We start from the raw sequence: 13,122 nt of genomic DNA on the forward strand, positions 1-13,122 counted from the left end.
TATCTCTTAAATCGCCAGTTTGTCACGTAGGTTGTAGTAAGCCGCACCCATTGCCGTAAACGGAATTTGGAAGTGGCGGCCACCTGGGAAGGAGTAATGTTTCAGTGCAGCAAACGCATCGAAACGTTCAGCGTGTCCGGTCAATGCTTCTGCCAGCAACTTGCCTGCGAGGTGAGTACACGTTACACCGTGACCGCTGTAGCCTTGTAGGTAGTAAATGTTGTCTGCAAACGAGCCAAATTGCGGCATGCGTGAGTAAGTCAGCAAGAAGTTACCCGTCCAGGTATAATCAATCTTGATGCCTTTCAATTGTGGGAAGACTTTCTCCATCTTCGGACGAATCAATGCTTCAATGTTTTCTGGGTCACGTGCGCCGTAAACCACGCCACCTCCGAATAACAAACGCTTGTCGGCGGTTAAGCGGAAGTAGTCAAGCAAGTAGTTACAGTCTTCAACGCAGTAGTCACTGGTCAGCACTTGTTTTAGCTGCTCATCACTCAAAGGCTGAGTCGCCACCACTTGTGTGCCGCACGGGATCGCTTTGTTGCTGATGTTTGGTGCCAAACCACCAAGGTAGGCGTTACCTGCCAAAACCACGTACTTGCTCTTCACGCTGCCTTGCGCCGTTTTGACTACTGGGTTAATCCCTTTGTCAATCGATACGACCGCCGACTGTTCGAAGATTTGGCCACCCAGAGAAATAAACGCAGCGGCTTCACCTAACGCGAGTTTAAGCGGGTGAATGTGACCACCGCGCATATCCAACAAGCCACCAGTGTACACTTTGGTCCCTACCGCTTGTTCTACTTCTCCTGCGTCAAGCAGAGTCAGTTGGTCGTTGCCGTAACGCTCCCAGTTCTTCTTATGTTCTTCTAGCCCTTTGAGTTGTTTACTGTTCAGTGCCGTGAACAAGCCGCCTTGCTTGTAATCACAGTTGATGTCGTATTTGTCGATCAGGCCACGGATGATATCGCCGCCTTCAAAAATCATATCGCACAGAGCTTTGGCTTGGTTTTGGTCGTAACGGCTTTCAATCACGTCAACATCTCGGCTGTAGCTGTTAACGATTTGGCCACCGTTACGACCAGTTGCTCCAAAGCCCACTTTTGCGCTTTCTAGCACAACAACTTTAAAACCTTTTTCTGCAAGGTGTAGTGCAGAAGAAAGACCAGAAAATCCCGCACCGACTACACACACATCGCACTCGATGTCGTTTTGCAACTGTGGGTATTCCGGCATGTTTGGCACAGAGTGCGCGTAGAACGAATCCGTATGCTTGTTCATAGAACTATTCCTTTATTTATCGTAATCGTCAGCAGGCTTAAGGATGGAGGCGAATCCAAGTGGTTTTGGTTTCGGTGAATTTTTCAATCGCGTGGAGAGACTTGTCTCGACCGTTTCCGCTCATTTTGAATCCACCAAATGGAACCGTCATGTCACCTTCGTTATAGTTGTTGACCCAAACCGAGCCGGCTTGCAGTCGTTTTGCTACGCGATGAACGCGGTTGATATTGCTACTCCAAAGTGCAGCACCTAAGCCGTACTTCGAATCGTTAGCGATCTCAATTGCTTGCGCTTCGTCTTTGAATGGAATGACACACAGCACCGGACCAAAAATTTCCTCCTGAGCGACACGCATCTTGTTGTCGACGTTGTCTAAAATGGTTGGGGAAACAAATGCACCTTGCCCATCGACATCACCGCCACAACGTACGTTTGCACCTTCTGATTCACCTAAAGAGATGTATTCCAATACTTTTGATTTATGATCTTGGTCGATGAGTGCACCCATGGATGAACTTGGGTCCATTGGGTCTTTTGGCGTGAACGCTTTCGACGCTTGAATAACTTTTTCTATAAACTGATCTTTGATGCTTTCGTGAACAAGCAGGCGGGTTGCCGCGACGCACACCTCACCTTGGTTGTAGAAACACCCTGCGGCGGTGTCTGCTGCTGCGCGGTCTAAATCATCACAATCTTCAAACACGATGTTCGCGTTCTTGCCGCCCGCTTCTGCAAACACACGCTTTAGGTTGCTCTCACCCGATCTGACCATCAGTTGACCTGCAATGCGCGTCGAGCCTGTGAAGGCGATGCAGTCTACGTCTTGGTGTTTCGCCAGCGCGTCGCCAGCTTCATGACCAAAACCCGTAACGACTTGGAAAACGCCTGTTGGTAAGCCCGCTTGAGAAGCAAGTTGACCTAGGAATATCGCGGTGAGAGAAGATTTTTCTGACGGTTTTAGAATCACGCTATTACCAGCCGCTAAAGCAGGGCCAAGCTTCCAGCACGCAAGCCAAAGTGGGAAGTTCCACGGTACAACCGCAGCAACCACACCAATTGGTTGATGAGAAATAAAAGCGTGTACATCTTTTTCGGTTGGGGCAACTTCGCCGTATACTTTGTCGATTGCTTCTGCGTACCAGCGTAATGCACTCGCCGCACCAGGAATATCGGTAGAGAAGCTGTGAGAAATAGGCTTACCGGTATCAAGCGTTTCTAGCAGAGCCAATTCTTCTTGGTTTTGATCAATCAAGTCAGCAAACTGTTTAAGCACTGCTTTGCGATGAGCTGGGCTGCTCTCGCTCCACTGACCGGATTGAAATGCTTGGCGAGCGTATGAAACCGCGAGATCAACATCTTCATTTTGGCAACGGGCGATTTCGGTGAATATCTCATCTGTTGCTGGGTTAACTACCGGGATGGTTTGCCCTGTTAAAGCGGCACTGTATTCACCGTTAATGTACGCCCTGTTTTCGATGTTTAGATTGTTTTTTAGTTCAATCCATTGCTCTTGGGTTTTCATACGCTCTCCTTGTGATCACACAAGGCAAGCCCCCACTAAAATGTGGTTGGCGTATGCGCACTTATCATTCGACAAGCCTTGTCTGTGTGATTTGTAAATCGATGGGGCTTCGTCGTATCAATAATGTACGACTCGCCCGCTGTTATGACATGAGATTGCCCTTTATATTCCAGAGTGATTTCACCCTCTAATACGGTGCCAATCTCTTCGCCTTCGTGTTTGATTTCTGCCGCACCAGTGGTTCCATAAGGTGCGTATTCCTCGATCAAGAATCCGATGACTTGATCTTTGTCACCATTCGTTACCAGTTTCATGGACACCGTCTCGCTCCCGATTTCCACAAGATCTGACGGCTTGATGACTACTTTCACTTCATCGTTCGAAGGTTGTTCAAAAGTGAAAAACTCTGATAACGATAAAGAAAATACATTAACGATTTTTTGTAGTGAGCTGACCGACGGGCTCACTTTGCCATTTTCAATGGATGAGATTGCACTGTGGGTAATACCAGCGCGCTCGGCTAGTTCCCTTTGTGACAATCCATGTTTTTTTCGTAACTGAACAATATTTTTACCAATCTCTTGATTGTCCATTCATACAGCTCCAAACGTTTAACGAGAGGTAGCCATCATAAATTCATTGAACAAAATTTGAGAGAAATGATTGGTTTTTGCTTCCCATTCTGGGTGCCACTGCACGCCAACGAAAAATTTTTGATTAGGAAGACTAAATGCTTCTACCAAGCCATCCGGGGCTTTAGCTTCTACTTGTAATAGAGGAGCAAGCTGATCGACGCCTTGGTTGTGTAGTGTGTTCACTTCAAAGAAGGTGGTATTTTCCCAATGATTTTGCACCAGCCATTGTTCAAATAAGCTCTGCTTTTGAACTAGCACAGCGTGTGCTGGAGCGTATTTTTGTTCGAAATCTTCAACAGGCGCTTCACGATGGTCATTGAAGCCGGAGTCATGAACGGCTGGGTTTAACGAGCCACCAAGTGCGACATTCATCTCTTGAAAGCCGCGGCAAATACCAAGGCACGGAATGTTTTGGTCAACCGCATGACGAATTAACGTGAATGAGAGCTCATCACGAGCTTCATCTTTGTAGCTCTCTTCGTGCGTTGCATTGTATCGATGTGGCGCAACGTTAGAGTGGCTGCCAGGAAAAAGAAAACCATCACATATGTCTAGGATGGTGGTTACGTCATCGACCGACATGTCGGGAGCCAACATAATCGGTAGTCCTCCAAAATCCTTTATGGCGCGAAGGTAAAAGTCGTTGACCGCTTGTATCTGATAGCCACCCAACTCTTTAGCGCAGCTAACCACAGCAATGATGGGTTTGTGTGTATCTGCCATGATATGTCCGTGTTCAATTTATTTAACACAAACCCTACAAACCATGTACAAAATTATCAACACAGATGACCATTATTATCGTCACAACGTGATCTGGCGCACTTTTTAGGCTTCAAAACTGAATATTTATGCTCATTATATTGAACAAAACAAAACCAACTGTTAAAAAATAGTTAACAGAAAGACATAAAAACCAGCCGTTAAACATCAAAAGCACAGTGTAAGTGCATGTTTAAATTAAAAATAACCTGAAAAACAAACAACTCGTTCAGAGTGCTGTAATTTATTTGTTAATTTGGTTATTTCTAATTTCTACTCGTCAGGCTATTTGGAGAAGAAAATGGAATCGTATCTACAGGAAGTACAAAATTTTAAACAAAAATGGCCCGATATTGAATTTATCGATCTCATCTTTACCGATATAAATGCCACCCCAAGAGGAAAACGCATCCCGATAGATGCTCTAGAAAAACTGAATAAAGGTGTTGCCCTCCCCCTTTCGACCATCACCCTAGATACCAAAGGTAACGTCGTTGAAACGGCCGGGTTGGGAGAAGATCTCGGAGAACCAGATAATCTCTGCTATCCAATCAGCGGCACCTTAATGCCGACGGCAAAAGAACAAGTTGGTCAGCTACTGCTTAGTATGATGGATGAAACCGGGCAGCACCCTAACCCACTGTTCATCCGAAACATTCTCGCTTCTATATTGCAAACACTGCATGCTAAAGACCAATATCCTTGTGTCGCGCTCGAGCTGGAGTTCTATTTAATAGACAAAACCCGCGGCGAAAATGGCGAACCATTAACGGCAATTAACCCCACGAAAAAAACTCGAGAAAAAGATACCGAGGTTTACGACCTTGATGGACTAGATGACTACGCTGATTTCTTGGCCGACCTTAATCGAATTGCATTAGAACAAGGTTTAAACACTTCCGGAGCCCTATCTGAATCGGCCCCAGGGCAGTTCGAAATCAACTTCAACCATTCTAAAGATGTACTTCGAGCATGTGATGAAATCATCATCGCAAAACGCTTGATTCGCCAGGTCGCTCATCAGCACGGATTTGACGCCACATTTATGGCGAAACCTTTTAGTGAGCAAGCGGGTAATGGCATGCACATTCATCTCAGCTTGGTTGATACAGATGGTAACAACCACTTTAGCCAATCAGACGGTCAAGCGAGCGCCTTCTTCTATCAAACCATGGCAGCGATGCTGTCACAAACATCCGATGCCATGGCCCTAATCTGTCCTAACGTTAACTCTTACCGTCGCTTTGTTCCTGGCGCTTACGTCCCGACCAAAGCCGATTGGGGAGAAAACCACCGCGGTGTTGCGTTGCGTGTGCCTATCAGCGATAGCAAAAATCGCCGTATAGAGCATCGTATAGCAGGCGCTGACGTTAACCCATACATTCTCGCTGCAGTAGTACTTTCCGCAGTATTAGCGAGTGAAAGCTACACCAAAGATCAATGTCCACCGACTCTCAGTGATGATGCAATTGAGTTACCTCTGCGTATGTCAGAAGCTCTAGAGCGACTGGAGCACAGTGAGCTAGCTCAATACATCTCAAGAGATTTTATCGATTTGTATCTAGCTTGCAAACAGAGTGAACTCGCAGAATTTGAGCGAGCGATTACTCCATTGGAAATCGACTGGATGTTGCACTCGGCATAAACAAAGGAAATGAACTTTATGACTACGCAGACCAAGGCGCTGGATGCGCCTCTTAAAATCAACTCTCAACACATTATTGTTTCTTTAATCTCGGTTGCGACGTTTGTCTTTTTTACCACAATCGGTTTGAACCATGAGGAAGGCGAAGCCTACGGATGGATGAGTCTTTTACCAACGGCGTTGGTATTGGTCTTTGCGCTGACAACACACCGAACTGTGGAAGCCCTCTTTAGCGGCGCTATTGCCGGTGTTCTTCTGCTTAACCCAACTGAAGCGGTGGAACAGATTGTTGATATTTCCATGAGTGTAATGATGGATGAAACTATTGCTTGGATCATCCTCGTTTGTGGTTTGATGGGCGGCCTAATTGCTATTTTGGAGAAAGGCGGCAGTATCTTAAGCTTCTCCGACATGCTGGTCACGAAAGTAAAAAGCCGTAAGCAATCGATGCTGATGACCTTTGCTTTAGGTATTCTGATCTTTATCGACGATTATTTGAATGCGATTGCAATTTCTTCCTCAATGAAAAAAGTTACGGACGGCTACCAAATCTCGCGTGAAAAGCTCTCATATCTTGTGGATTCAACCGCCGCGCCTATCTGTATCCTCGTACCAATTTCCACTTGGGCAATTTTCTTCAGTTCGTTGCTAGAAGCAAACGGAGTAGCAGAAGCGGGTGATGGTATCAAAGCATACATTGAAGCTATTCCATACATGGCTTACGGCTGGGTAACGCTGGTGATTGTTTTGCTGGTTGCAATGGAAAAGATCCCAGATCTAGGTGCGATGAAAAAGGCAGAAAAGCGTGCGAAGAATGGTCAAGTTCGTCCAGACGGTGCAACAGATGTCGACTTTGGTCCCGATGTATCTGCACATACCAACCCAACCATGGGCCTTGTCAACTTCTTGTTACCAATGATCGTACTTGTTGCCGCAAGTTGGTATTTTGGTATCGATCTACTTGCTGGTGTTTTCGTCGCGTTAATCTTTACTATTAGCTTTTACGGCGCACAAAAACTGATCTCGATGAACGACATGTTCGAAGCTGTTTATGATGGCATTAAAGTTATGCTACTGCCGCTTGCGACCGTTATTGGTGGTTTCATGTTGAAATCGGTCAACGACTCATTGGGCGTCACGCAGTATGTCATTGAGACCGTCAGCCCTTACCTGTCAGCGTCTTACTTCCCTGCGATTATCTTTATGATTACGGGCGCGTTGGTATTTGCAACGGCATCGTCTTGGGGAACGTTTGCAGTAGCGATGCCAATTGTTCTACCTTTGGGCGAACAGCTTGGTGTGCCTCTACACTTAACCGTTGCAGCGCTGCTTTCAGCATCAGCGGCAGGGAGCCACTCTTGTTTCTTTAGTGACTCAACCGTGTTATCTGCACAAGGTTCAGGCTGTACAGCAATGCAACACGCAACCACACAGTTTCCTTATGCGTTGATTGGTATTGTTGCAACCGCGATTTTCTTCTTCATCATCGGTTAGCCCCTTTATCTAATTGCAAAACCCTGCTCAAAAATAGCGGGGTTTTGTTCTATCAAGTCAAATGATCCTCTTAAAACTACTTTACGCGCGTTCAGTATAAAAATACTCAAAGATGTACAGCTGCACTCAATAAGGGTTTGGTAAACCTAATATTTTTGGTTTACGCTTAGCGAAGCGTTTATTGTGCAACAAGGCAGCTTTTGAGTAACTTAAATGCCGCCTTAATACAGTGTTAACGGTTGGAGAGACACGAAAAAGTTAGCCCATGAGATATGGATATTTGACGGAGATCCCGTCCAATTCTTAGGACTCCCATACACCACTCGTATGACTATTGTTAGGCTTTCTGATGGTGGCCTTTGGATTCATAGTCCAATTAAGTTATCAAATTCGATTAGAGAGCAAATCAACAATCTAGGCCAAGTGAAATACTTAATCGCTCCTAATCATTTACACCACTTGTTCTTATCTGAATGGGTATCTGCCTATCCTAGCGCAGAAGTTTATGGCACAAATGAAGTCATTAAGAAGTGCCGTGATATACACTTTCACGCTTCACTTAACCAAGGCGGTAATGCTTGGAACTCTGAGGTTGAACAAGAACTATTTTCTGGCTCTCCATTAATGGAAGAGTGTGTGTTTTATCATCGACTTTCAAAGACCTTAATTGTTACTGACCTCGTCGAGAATTTTTCTGGCCAGGACTTTAACTACTGGCAGCGGTTTGTGGCTAAAGGGGCCGGTATTCTTGCTCCGAATGGAAAAATGCCTTTGGATTGGCGCCTAAGTTTTATGTTTAGCAAACAAGAGGCTCGAAAACACTTAAATAAATTGCTGTCTTGGAAACCTAATATATTGGTTATGGCTCACGGTGAAATCGTCCTTGATAATGCAGACGAGTTCTTACAGCGCTCTTTTAAGTGGCTAGTATGAGACAACATTGAAAACTCACACAACAGAATAGACAAGAAGCTATTTTAAAACATTAGGCCCTTTTAGCTTAGTCTTAGGGACGAATTTACAGCACTACACGTTATGTTTAACGATAAGCTCCCCTATTCCTCTTAATTGAGCATTATGCAGCAATTTAAAATTCCGTTAGAATTGCACTTCAAAAACTTCAATGCGAAGAATTCTGGACATTGATACGGACATAAGTTCAAGAGTTAACATAACGCAATAGCAATCTCTTACTAATTATTTTGCATCGAGACATTGGCATACTCCCGAAACAAACCCTTCTACTCTAAAGGTTTTGTTAATAACAGTTGCCATGCTTGTTAGTTATTCTCGTTGAACTCAGTATCTTGAAGTTGTTTGAATATATAAATTTAAAAAAAAGAGACATAAGATGCACAAAAAACTCATCATTCTAAGCTTGCCTATTCTATTAGCTGCATGTGCGGCACCAAAGTATACGGTAGAAACAATCTCGAAAGAAAATCAGAGCAAGGAAATCACCATCGTAAAAGACAACGCCACGCGAGATGTTTTCTTAGATTCGATGCAAGACTGGTGTTTGGATACCGCCCATAAATGCACAGTCGTAAGCGACGGCACGCCTCCTGTTAGCTCTGAGCTAACACTTACTTACGTATCACGCTGGAGCTGGGATTTTAGAACATTTATCGCTGATGCTCAGATCAAAGCCTACAAAAATAACGAAAAAGTAGGACAAGTTGAATTTAAAGCACCAAACAGCGCGAATCCAGATAAATGGGGTAAAGACAACAAACGAATCATTTCGATGATGGATCTGTTATTCGGTAAACAAACCGTGAGTGAGGCTCAATCCAAGATTAAGCTGGGCGAAATGTAATGAGCCGAACAATTGCCCATTTAACAAGCATCATATATTTGTAGAGAAAGATAGGAATGTTTAAGTGACTGAAGTCAAAACCATTGGGCTTTTCTTTATAACCGCCATTGCAGAAATATTAGGCTGCTACTTACCTTATCTCTGGTTAAAGGAAGATAAGTCAGTTTGGCTTTTGGTACCAGCAGCGCTATGCCTTGCTATGTTTGCTTGGCTTCTATCTTTACATCCTACCGCAACTGGCAGAGTTTATGCCGCTTACGGTGGTGTCTATATTTTTGTCGCAATTCTATGGTTGTGGTGTATCGACGGCGTTCGACCAACGCTCTGGGACATAGTGGGGGTTTCTGTCGCTATGCTTGGCATGTCAATCATCATGTTTTCACCCAGAGCATCCTAAACGTAACCGAGGGAAACCCTTACGCTTAGTATTTTGGCTATGTGCTAGATTTATTGATTAATAACATTATGACGTAATTGCTACATAGCCAAAGTACGCTTGGGCTTCACCCCAAAACAGCGCTATTTATAGGAGATACTAATGAACCATGCAGTGAAGGCAAGATTTGATGAGTATCCAAAACATGTGCGTATTCGGATAGAAGAGCTACGAAATATCGTCTTAACTATCGCTTCTGAATTAAAACTGGGGGAAGTTGAAGAATCTCTAAAATGGGGAGAGCCAAGCTACAGTGTGAAAACAGGTAGCCCGGTAAGGATGGATTGGAAACAGAAAACGCCTAGTCGTTATTATCTGTTCTTTAATTGCCAAACTAAGCTCGTCGACACATTCCGCGAACTGTATAGTGACTCACTTGAGTTTCAGGGTAATCGAGCAATAATTCTATCTTTATCAGCACCTTTGCCAGAAGCTTCAATCAAGACCTGTTTAGAATTAGCATTAACCTATCAAAAGCGAAAGAACTTACCTCTTTTAGGTATGTAAGATCGCTTAATAAAACTATTTACGGCCGATTAACCATATTCAACTACTCTACCTTTGTATCCTTTTTAATGCTTCCGCAGTAAAGTTTTAGATTAAGTGGTCACGTTAATAGCGCCGTAACCAAACTAGTAATATCGAAATAAAGAAGAGTTTATGAAATCAAAAATCTTGTTCTTACTTATGCTTGGAGCTCATTTCAATGCTTTTTCAGCGACGAACTATCAAGTCAATGTGGTAGTAACAGAGCCTCAATCAACATTCATTTTTCCGACTTTTGAAATATCCTCTAAAGGAAAAAGCAAAACCAGTTTTGTCGACGGCTGCACGTACTTAGGGACCCTTTCAGAACCGAGCAAAAATAGTATACAGCTTGAAGCTACCATGTCATGCAACCAAGATGGCTCTACGTCAAGGATGGAAATGCCGGTATTTGTGCTCAACTCCGAGGGTCAAAGCGCGAGTTATGATCTTGTAGAAAACGGGATCGTGATGTGGAAATATTCTGTAGAAGTTAAGCCGTCACTTAAAAAGTGATATATCAGAAATACTAAAGTAACAATCAGCACTATTAACCGCCGTTTAAGTGTAATAGGTATATTCTTTACGACTTAATGACGTTACTTGTTGCCGCAAGTCTCCAACTCATGTACAAAGCAGCCCTAATTTTAATAGGAGCTAAGTGGCATGAATTTAATTGTACGTCAGGTAACTTTAGGTGATGCTGAAGGCATTACAAACGTCCTCAATCCCATCATTATTGAAGGTTTATACACTGTATTAGATACGCCTTTCACACCTGAAGAAGAAAAAGAGTTCATTACTCATTTCCCAGAACGGGGCGTGTTTACAGTCGCTTTATCCGAAAATAGCTCACAAGTCATTGGTTTCCAAAATATCGAGCCCTTTGCACAATATACAAAAGCTTTTGACCATGTTGGCATAATTGGTACGTTTGTTAGTGACGGTGCTCGTGGCCAAGGTGTGTCTAAACAGCTTTTCAAATCGACATTCGAAGTAGCCAAACAAAAGGGTTACGAAAAACTATTTGCGTACGTTCGCAGCGATAATGAGCGAGCGTTATCAGCCTATCTCAAACAAGGCTTCGAAATCGTAGGGACCGCGAAGAAGCATGCAAAAGTTCGTGGGAAATACGTAGACGAAGTCCTCATTGAGAAGTTTTTGTAGGTGTTATGTCGCTAAACACTAAGCACGCATATAAGAACATTTGAACCAAGACTCAATTTCCGTCGTAGAAATCTCTTTTCTAAAATAGGTTATTTGAAATGAAACTGACCTCGGAAACTGAGTCAAGAATAATAGAAATGGCATGGGAAGACCGCACCCCATTTGAGGCTATCGAATTTCAATTTGGTTTGAATGAATCCGACGTGATTCAGTTTATGCGTAGCCGGCTCAAATCAAGTAGCTTTAAATTGTGGCGTAAAAGGGTTTCGGGGCGCAATACAAAACACAACAAGCTACGAAACTCAGACATCATTAGAGGTTATTGCCCAACTCAATATAAGCCGCGATAGCGAACTGCACTTGGCATAAATTTTTATTACGAATCGCAACATTTATCGCCCTACCTTTGAACCAACTTCATGATTGGAGGGGAATAGTCACCACTTAATTCAACCTAGGTGTTTCAGGGCGATAATAAATTCAATGGGAGTCATCTTAACGTCCTCAGTCGCCATCAAACTAATGATTCCACAGAAAAGATTGATACAAAACGCCCACTAAAAGTAACTCAGATTAAGGCGTCATTTAATCCGTGTATCAATCTCTTTTACCTTCTGTTTAGGCACTAGAATCACTAACCTTCTATTTTATCTTTGAAGGCACAGATAAAAAGCTGCATGATTAAAAAGGAAAAATAGCGGATAACTGTTTAACAAGCACTCGGAGCTTGGAGGCAATTTTGAACAAATTACTTATGATGTTTGCGTTGGTTTCTTTACCTTGCTTGGCTTCTGATGATGTTGAAGATCCCTGCAAAGTAAAAGGCGGGGGCGTTATGGCTGGTTATCAGTGTGTAGAAAAGAAGATGGAATCTGCAGATAAAGAGCTTAACGAAAGTTACAAGGAAGCAATCGCTAGAATAGGTGAGGAAGAAAAAGCACTAAGGAAAACATGGTCTCAGACCGAACTGGTAGAGCCATTTCGAAAGGCCCAAAGAGCTTGGCTAAAATACAGAGACGCCGAATGTGAATTTACGGGCCTGTCTTCCACACCCTCGCCCTGGCAAGGTGTCCAGATTGAAGAATGTAAGTTAAGAATGACGTTAGAACGCGTCGAATACTTCAATGGTGTATACGTAGGCTAAACGGATTACATCTAACAAGGCACTTCAATAAGATTCGCAACTCTTGGCAATTTCAGTTTAAATGTACTCTGTGTTTAAGATGCAAGCGTTCAGGTTGTGCGTAAAGCTTATATGGGTGTGAAATAATTATGGAAAAAGACGATTTAGTTGGGCTAGTAGTTAAGTATTTCGAGAAAATAGATGCCGGTGATCCTAGCTATCTGGATCTATTCTCAGAGGATGTTGACTTTTTCTTTCCTAAATTTGGGCAAGCGAAAGGAAAGAGTGCCTTAGTGGAGTTTGGCAATAGGATTGGTAGCTCGTTGATTAGTATCTGGCACGACATAGACGGCTTTCAAATAACGACTGCTGGAAACAAGGTCATTGTTGAAGGACAGGAAGGCGGCGTAATGAGTGATGGTACCTCTTGGCCGGACAACAAAGTTTCCACAGGGCGTTTTTGTAGTGTATTTGAGTTTGAAGGAAAAATGATAAGTCGTATGTTTGTGTACGTAGACCCTGATTTCCCGAGTCGAGATTTTGAGAGAATTTCCGTGCTGTCAGGCGAGAGCAACGTGCGACAAACTGTTCAAGCCTGAATACTACCGTTACCGCATAGCATCTTTGTTATGCGGTAGTATTCGTAGTTAAGGTGTGTTGAGGGCTTTGATATCGCTTTACTCACACCTTATCAGTGCGTTAGCCACATT

At 43.5% G+C, this 13,122-nt stretch carries 15 protein-coding genes; 11 read left to right on the forward strand and 4 right to left on the reverse strand.

Annotated elements, in window-relative coordinates; genetic code table 11:
* Positions 1-6: 6 nt before the first annotated feature.
* Genes R7M92_RS10260 through R7M92_RS10275 form a run of 4 tightly spaced genes read right to left on the reverse strand, consistent with a single transcriptional unit; the run spans position 7 to position 4,164 of the window.
* Complete coding sequence (locus R7M92_RS10260; RefSeq protein ID WP_054574096.1) at positions 7-1,284, reverse strand: NAD(P)/FAD-dependent oxidoreductase; 1,278 nt, start codon at positions 1,282-1,284, stop codon at positions 7-9.
* Between the two features lie 37 nt (positions 1,285-1,321).
* A complete protein-coding gene (locus tag R7M92_RS10265; RefSeq protein ID WP_225491439.1) occupies positions 1,322-2,806 on the reverse strand; it encodes an aldehyde dehydrogenase in 1,485 nt (494 codons plus the stop codon).
* Between the two features lie 35 nt (positions 2,807-2,841).
* The gene (gene puuR, locus R7M92_RS10270) at positions 2,842-3,399 is read right to left on the reverse strand and encodes an HTH-type transcriptional regulator PuuR (RefSeq protein WP_005377813.1); all 558 of its coding nucleotides are present in this window, start codon (positions 3,397-3,399) and stop codon (positions 2,842-2,844) included.
* Positions 3,400-3,417: 18 nt separating this feature from the next.
* Entirely contained in the window at positions 3,418-4,164 is a 747-nt protein-coding gene (locus tag R7M92_RS10275) for a gamma-glutamyl-gamma-aminobutyrate hydrolase family protein (protein WP_318133314.1), read from the reverse strand.
* Between the two features lie 340 nt (positions 4,165-4,504).
* Here R7M92_RS10275 and R7M92_RS10280 point away from each other — a divergent pair, with 340 nt between their 5' ends.
* The 11 genes from R7M92_RS10280 to R7M92_RS10330 all read left to right on the forward strand — a co-directional run bounded on the left by R7M92_RS10280 (position 4,505) and on the right by R7M92_RS10330 (position 13,011).
* The gene (locus tag R7M92_RS10280) at positions 4,505-5,848 is read left to right on the forward strand and encodes a glutamine synthetase family protein (protein WP_005377815.1); all 1,344 of its coding nucleotides are present in this window, start codon (positions 4,505-4,507) and stop codon (positions 5,846-5,848) included.
* A gap of 18 nt (positions 5,849-5,866) precedes the next feature.
* Positions 5,867-7,342, forward strand: a complete 1,476-nt coding sequence (locus tag R7M92_RS10285; RefSeq protein ID WP_005377816.1) for a Na+/H+ antiporter NhaC family protein — start codon at positions 5,867-5,869, stop codon at positions 7,340-7,342.
* 270 nt (positions 7,343-7,612) lie between these two features.
* On the forward strand, positions 7,613-8,275 hold the full coding sequence (locus tag R7M92_RS10290) for a DUF4336 domain-containing protein (protein ID WP_318133354.1): 663 nt from the start codon (positions 7,613-7,615) through the stop codon (positions 8,273-8,275).
* Between the two features lie 418 nt (positions 8,276-8,693).
* Positions 8,694-9,161 (forward strand): Sbal_3080 family lipoprotein, encoded by a 468-nt coding sequence (locus R7M92_RS10295; protein WP_005385757.1) that lies wholly within the window; start codon positions 8,694-8,696, stop codon positions 9,159-9,161.
* 64 nt (positions 9,162-9,225) lie between these two features.
* Entirely contained in the window at positions 9,226-9,558 is a 333-nt protein-coding gene (locus R7M92_RS10300) for a YnfA family protein (RefSeq protein WP_005377819.1), read from the forward strand.
* A 141-nt stretch (positions 9,559-9,699) separates the two neighbouring features.
* Positions 9,700-10,104: a DUF1801 domain-containing protein gene (locus R7M92_RS10305; RefSeq protein ID WP_017633973.1), complete on the forward strand. Its 405-nt coding sequence runs from the start codon at positions 9,700-9,702 to the stop codon at positions 10,102-10,104.
* Positions 10,105-10,257: 153 nt separating this feature from the next.
* Positions 10,258-10,638, forward strand: coding sequence for a hypothetical protein (locus R7M92_RS10310; RefSeq protein WP_138939935.1), 381 nt, complete (start codon positions 10,258-10,260; stop codon positions 10,636-10,638).
* Between the two features lie 150 nt (positions 10,639-10,788).
* Positions 10,789-11,289, forward strand: a complete 501-nt coding sequence (locus tag R7M92_RS10315) for a GNAT family N-acetyltransferase (protein ID WP_017633971.1) — start codon at positions 10,789-10,791, stop codon at positions 11,287-11,289.
* 98 nt (positions 11,290-11,387) lie between these two features.
* Positions 11,388-11,639, forward strand: a complete 252-nt coding sequence (locus R7M92_RS10320) for a TIGR03643 family protein (RefSeq protein WP_005377824.1) — start codon at positions 11,388-11,390, stop codon at positions 11,637-11,639.
* Between the two features lie 404 nt (positions 11,640-12,043).
* Complete coding sequence (locus tag R7M92_RS10325) at positions 12,044-12,433, forward strand: lysozyme inhibitor LprI family protein (protein ID WP_065274430.1); 390 nt, start codon at positions 12,044-12,046, stop codon at positions 12,431-12,433.
* 128 nt (positions 12,434-12,561) lie between these two features.
* Positions 12,562-13,011, forward strand: a complete 450-nt coding sequence (locus R7M92_RS10330) for a nuclear transport factor 2 family protein (RefSeq protein WP_005377826.1) — start codon at positions 12,562-12,564, stop codon at positions 13,009-13,011.
* Positions 13,012-13,122: the final 111 nt, after the last annotated feature.

The sequence above is a fragment of the Vibrio sp. Vb2880 genome, assembly GCF_033337975.1.
GTDB classification, from domain to species: domain Bacteria; phylum Pseudomonadota; class Gammaproteobacteria; order Enterobacterales; family Vibrionaceae; genus Vibrio; species Vibrio alginolyticus.

What these genes read in the sequence shown, in the direction of transcription:
- R7M92_RS10315 (WP_017633971.1), top strand. Translation starts at nt 10,789, where the DNA reads ATGAATTTAATTGTACGTCAGGTAACTTTAGGTGATGCTGAAGGCATT.
- R7M92_RS10280 (WP_005377815.1), top strand. Translation starts at nt 4,505, where the DNA reads ATGGAATCGTATCTACAGGAAGTACAAAATTTTAAACAAAAATGGCCC.
- puuR (WP_005377813.1), bottom strand. Translation starts at nt 3,399, where the DNA reads ATGGACAATCAAGAGATTGGTAAAAATATTGTTCAGTTACGAAAAAAA.
- R7M92_RS10310 (WP_138939935.1), top strand. Translation starts at nt 10,258, where the DNA reads ATGAAATCAAAAATCTTGTTCTTACTTATGCTTGGAGCTCATTTCAAT.
- R7M92_RS10320 (WP_005377824.1), top strand. Translation starts at nt 11,388, where the DNA reads ATGAAACTGACCTCGGAAACTGAGTCAAGAATAATAGAAATGGCATGG.
- R7M92_RS10305 (WP_017633973.1), top strand. Translation starts at nt 9,700, where the DNA reads ATGAACCATGCAGTGAAGGCAAGATTTGATGAGTATCCAAAACATGTG.
- R7M92_RS10325 (WP_065274430.1), top strand. Translation starts at nt 12,044, where the DNA reads ATGATGTTTGCGTTGGTTTCTTTACCTTGCTTGGCTTCTGATGATGTT.
- R7M92_RS10275 (WP_318133314.1), bottom strand. Translation starts at nt 4,164, where the DNA reads ATGGCAGATACACACAAACCCATCATTGCTGTGGTTAGCTGCGCTAAA.
- R7M92_RS10265 (WP_225491439.1), bottom strand. Translation starts at nt 2,806, where the DNA reads ATGAAAACCCAAGAGCAATGGATTGAACTAAAAAACAATCTAAACATC.
- R7M92_RS10295 (WP_005385757.1), top strand. Translation starts at nt 8,694, where the DNA reads ATGCACAAAAAACTCATCATTCTAAGCTTGCCTATTCTATTAGCTGCA.
- R7M92_RS10260 (WP_054574096.1), bottom strand. Translation starts at nt 1,284, where the DNA reads ATGAACAAGCATACGGATTCGTTCTACGCGCACTCTGTGCCAAACATG.
- R7M92_RS10285 (WP_005377816.1), top strand. Translation starts at nt 5,867, where the DNA reads ATGACTACGCAGACCAAGGCGCTGGATGCGCCTCTTAAAATCAACTCT.
- R7M92_RS10330 (WP_005377826.1), top strand. Translation starts at nt 12,562, where the DNA reads ATGGAAAAAGACGATTTAGTTGGGCTAGTAGTTAAGTATTTCGAGAAA.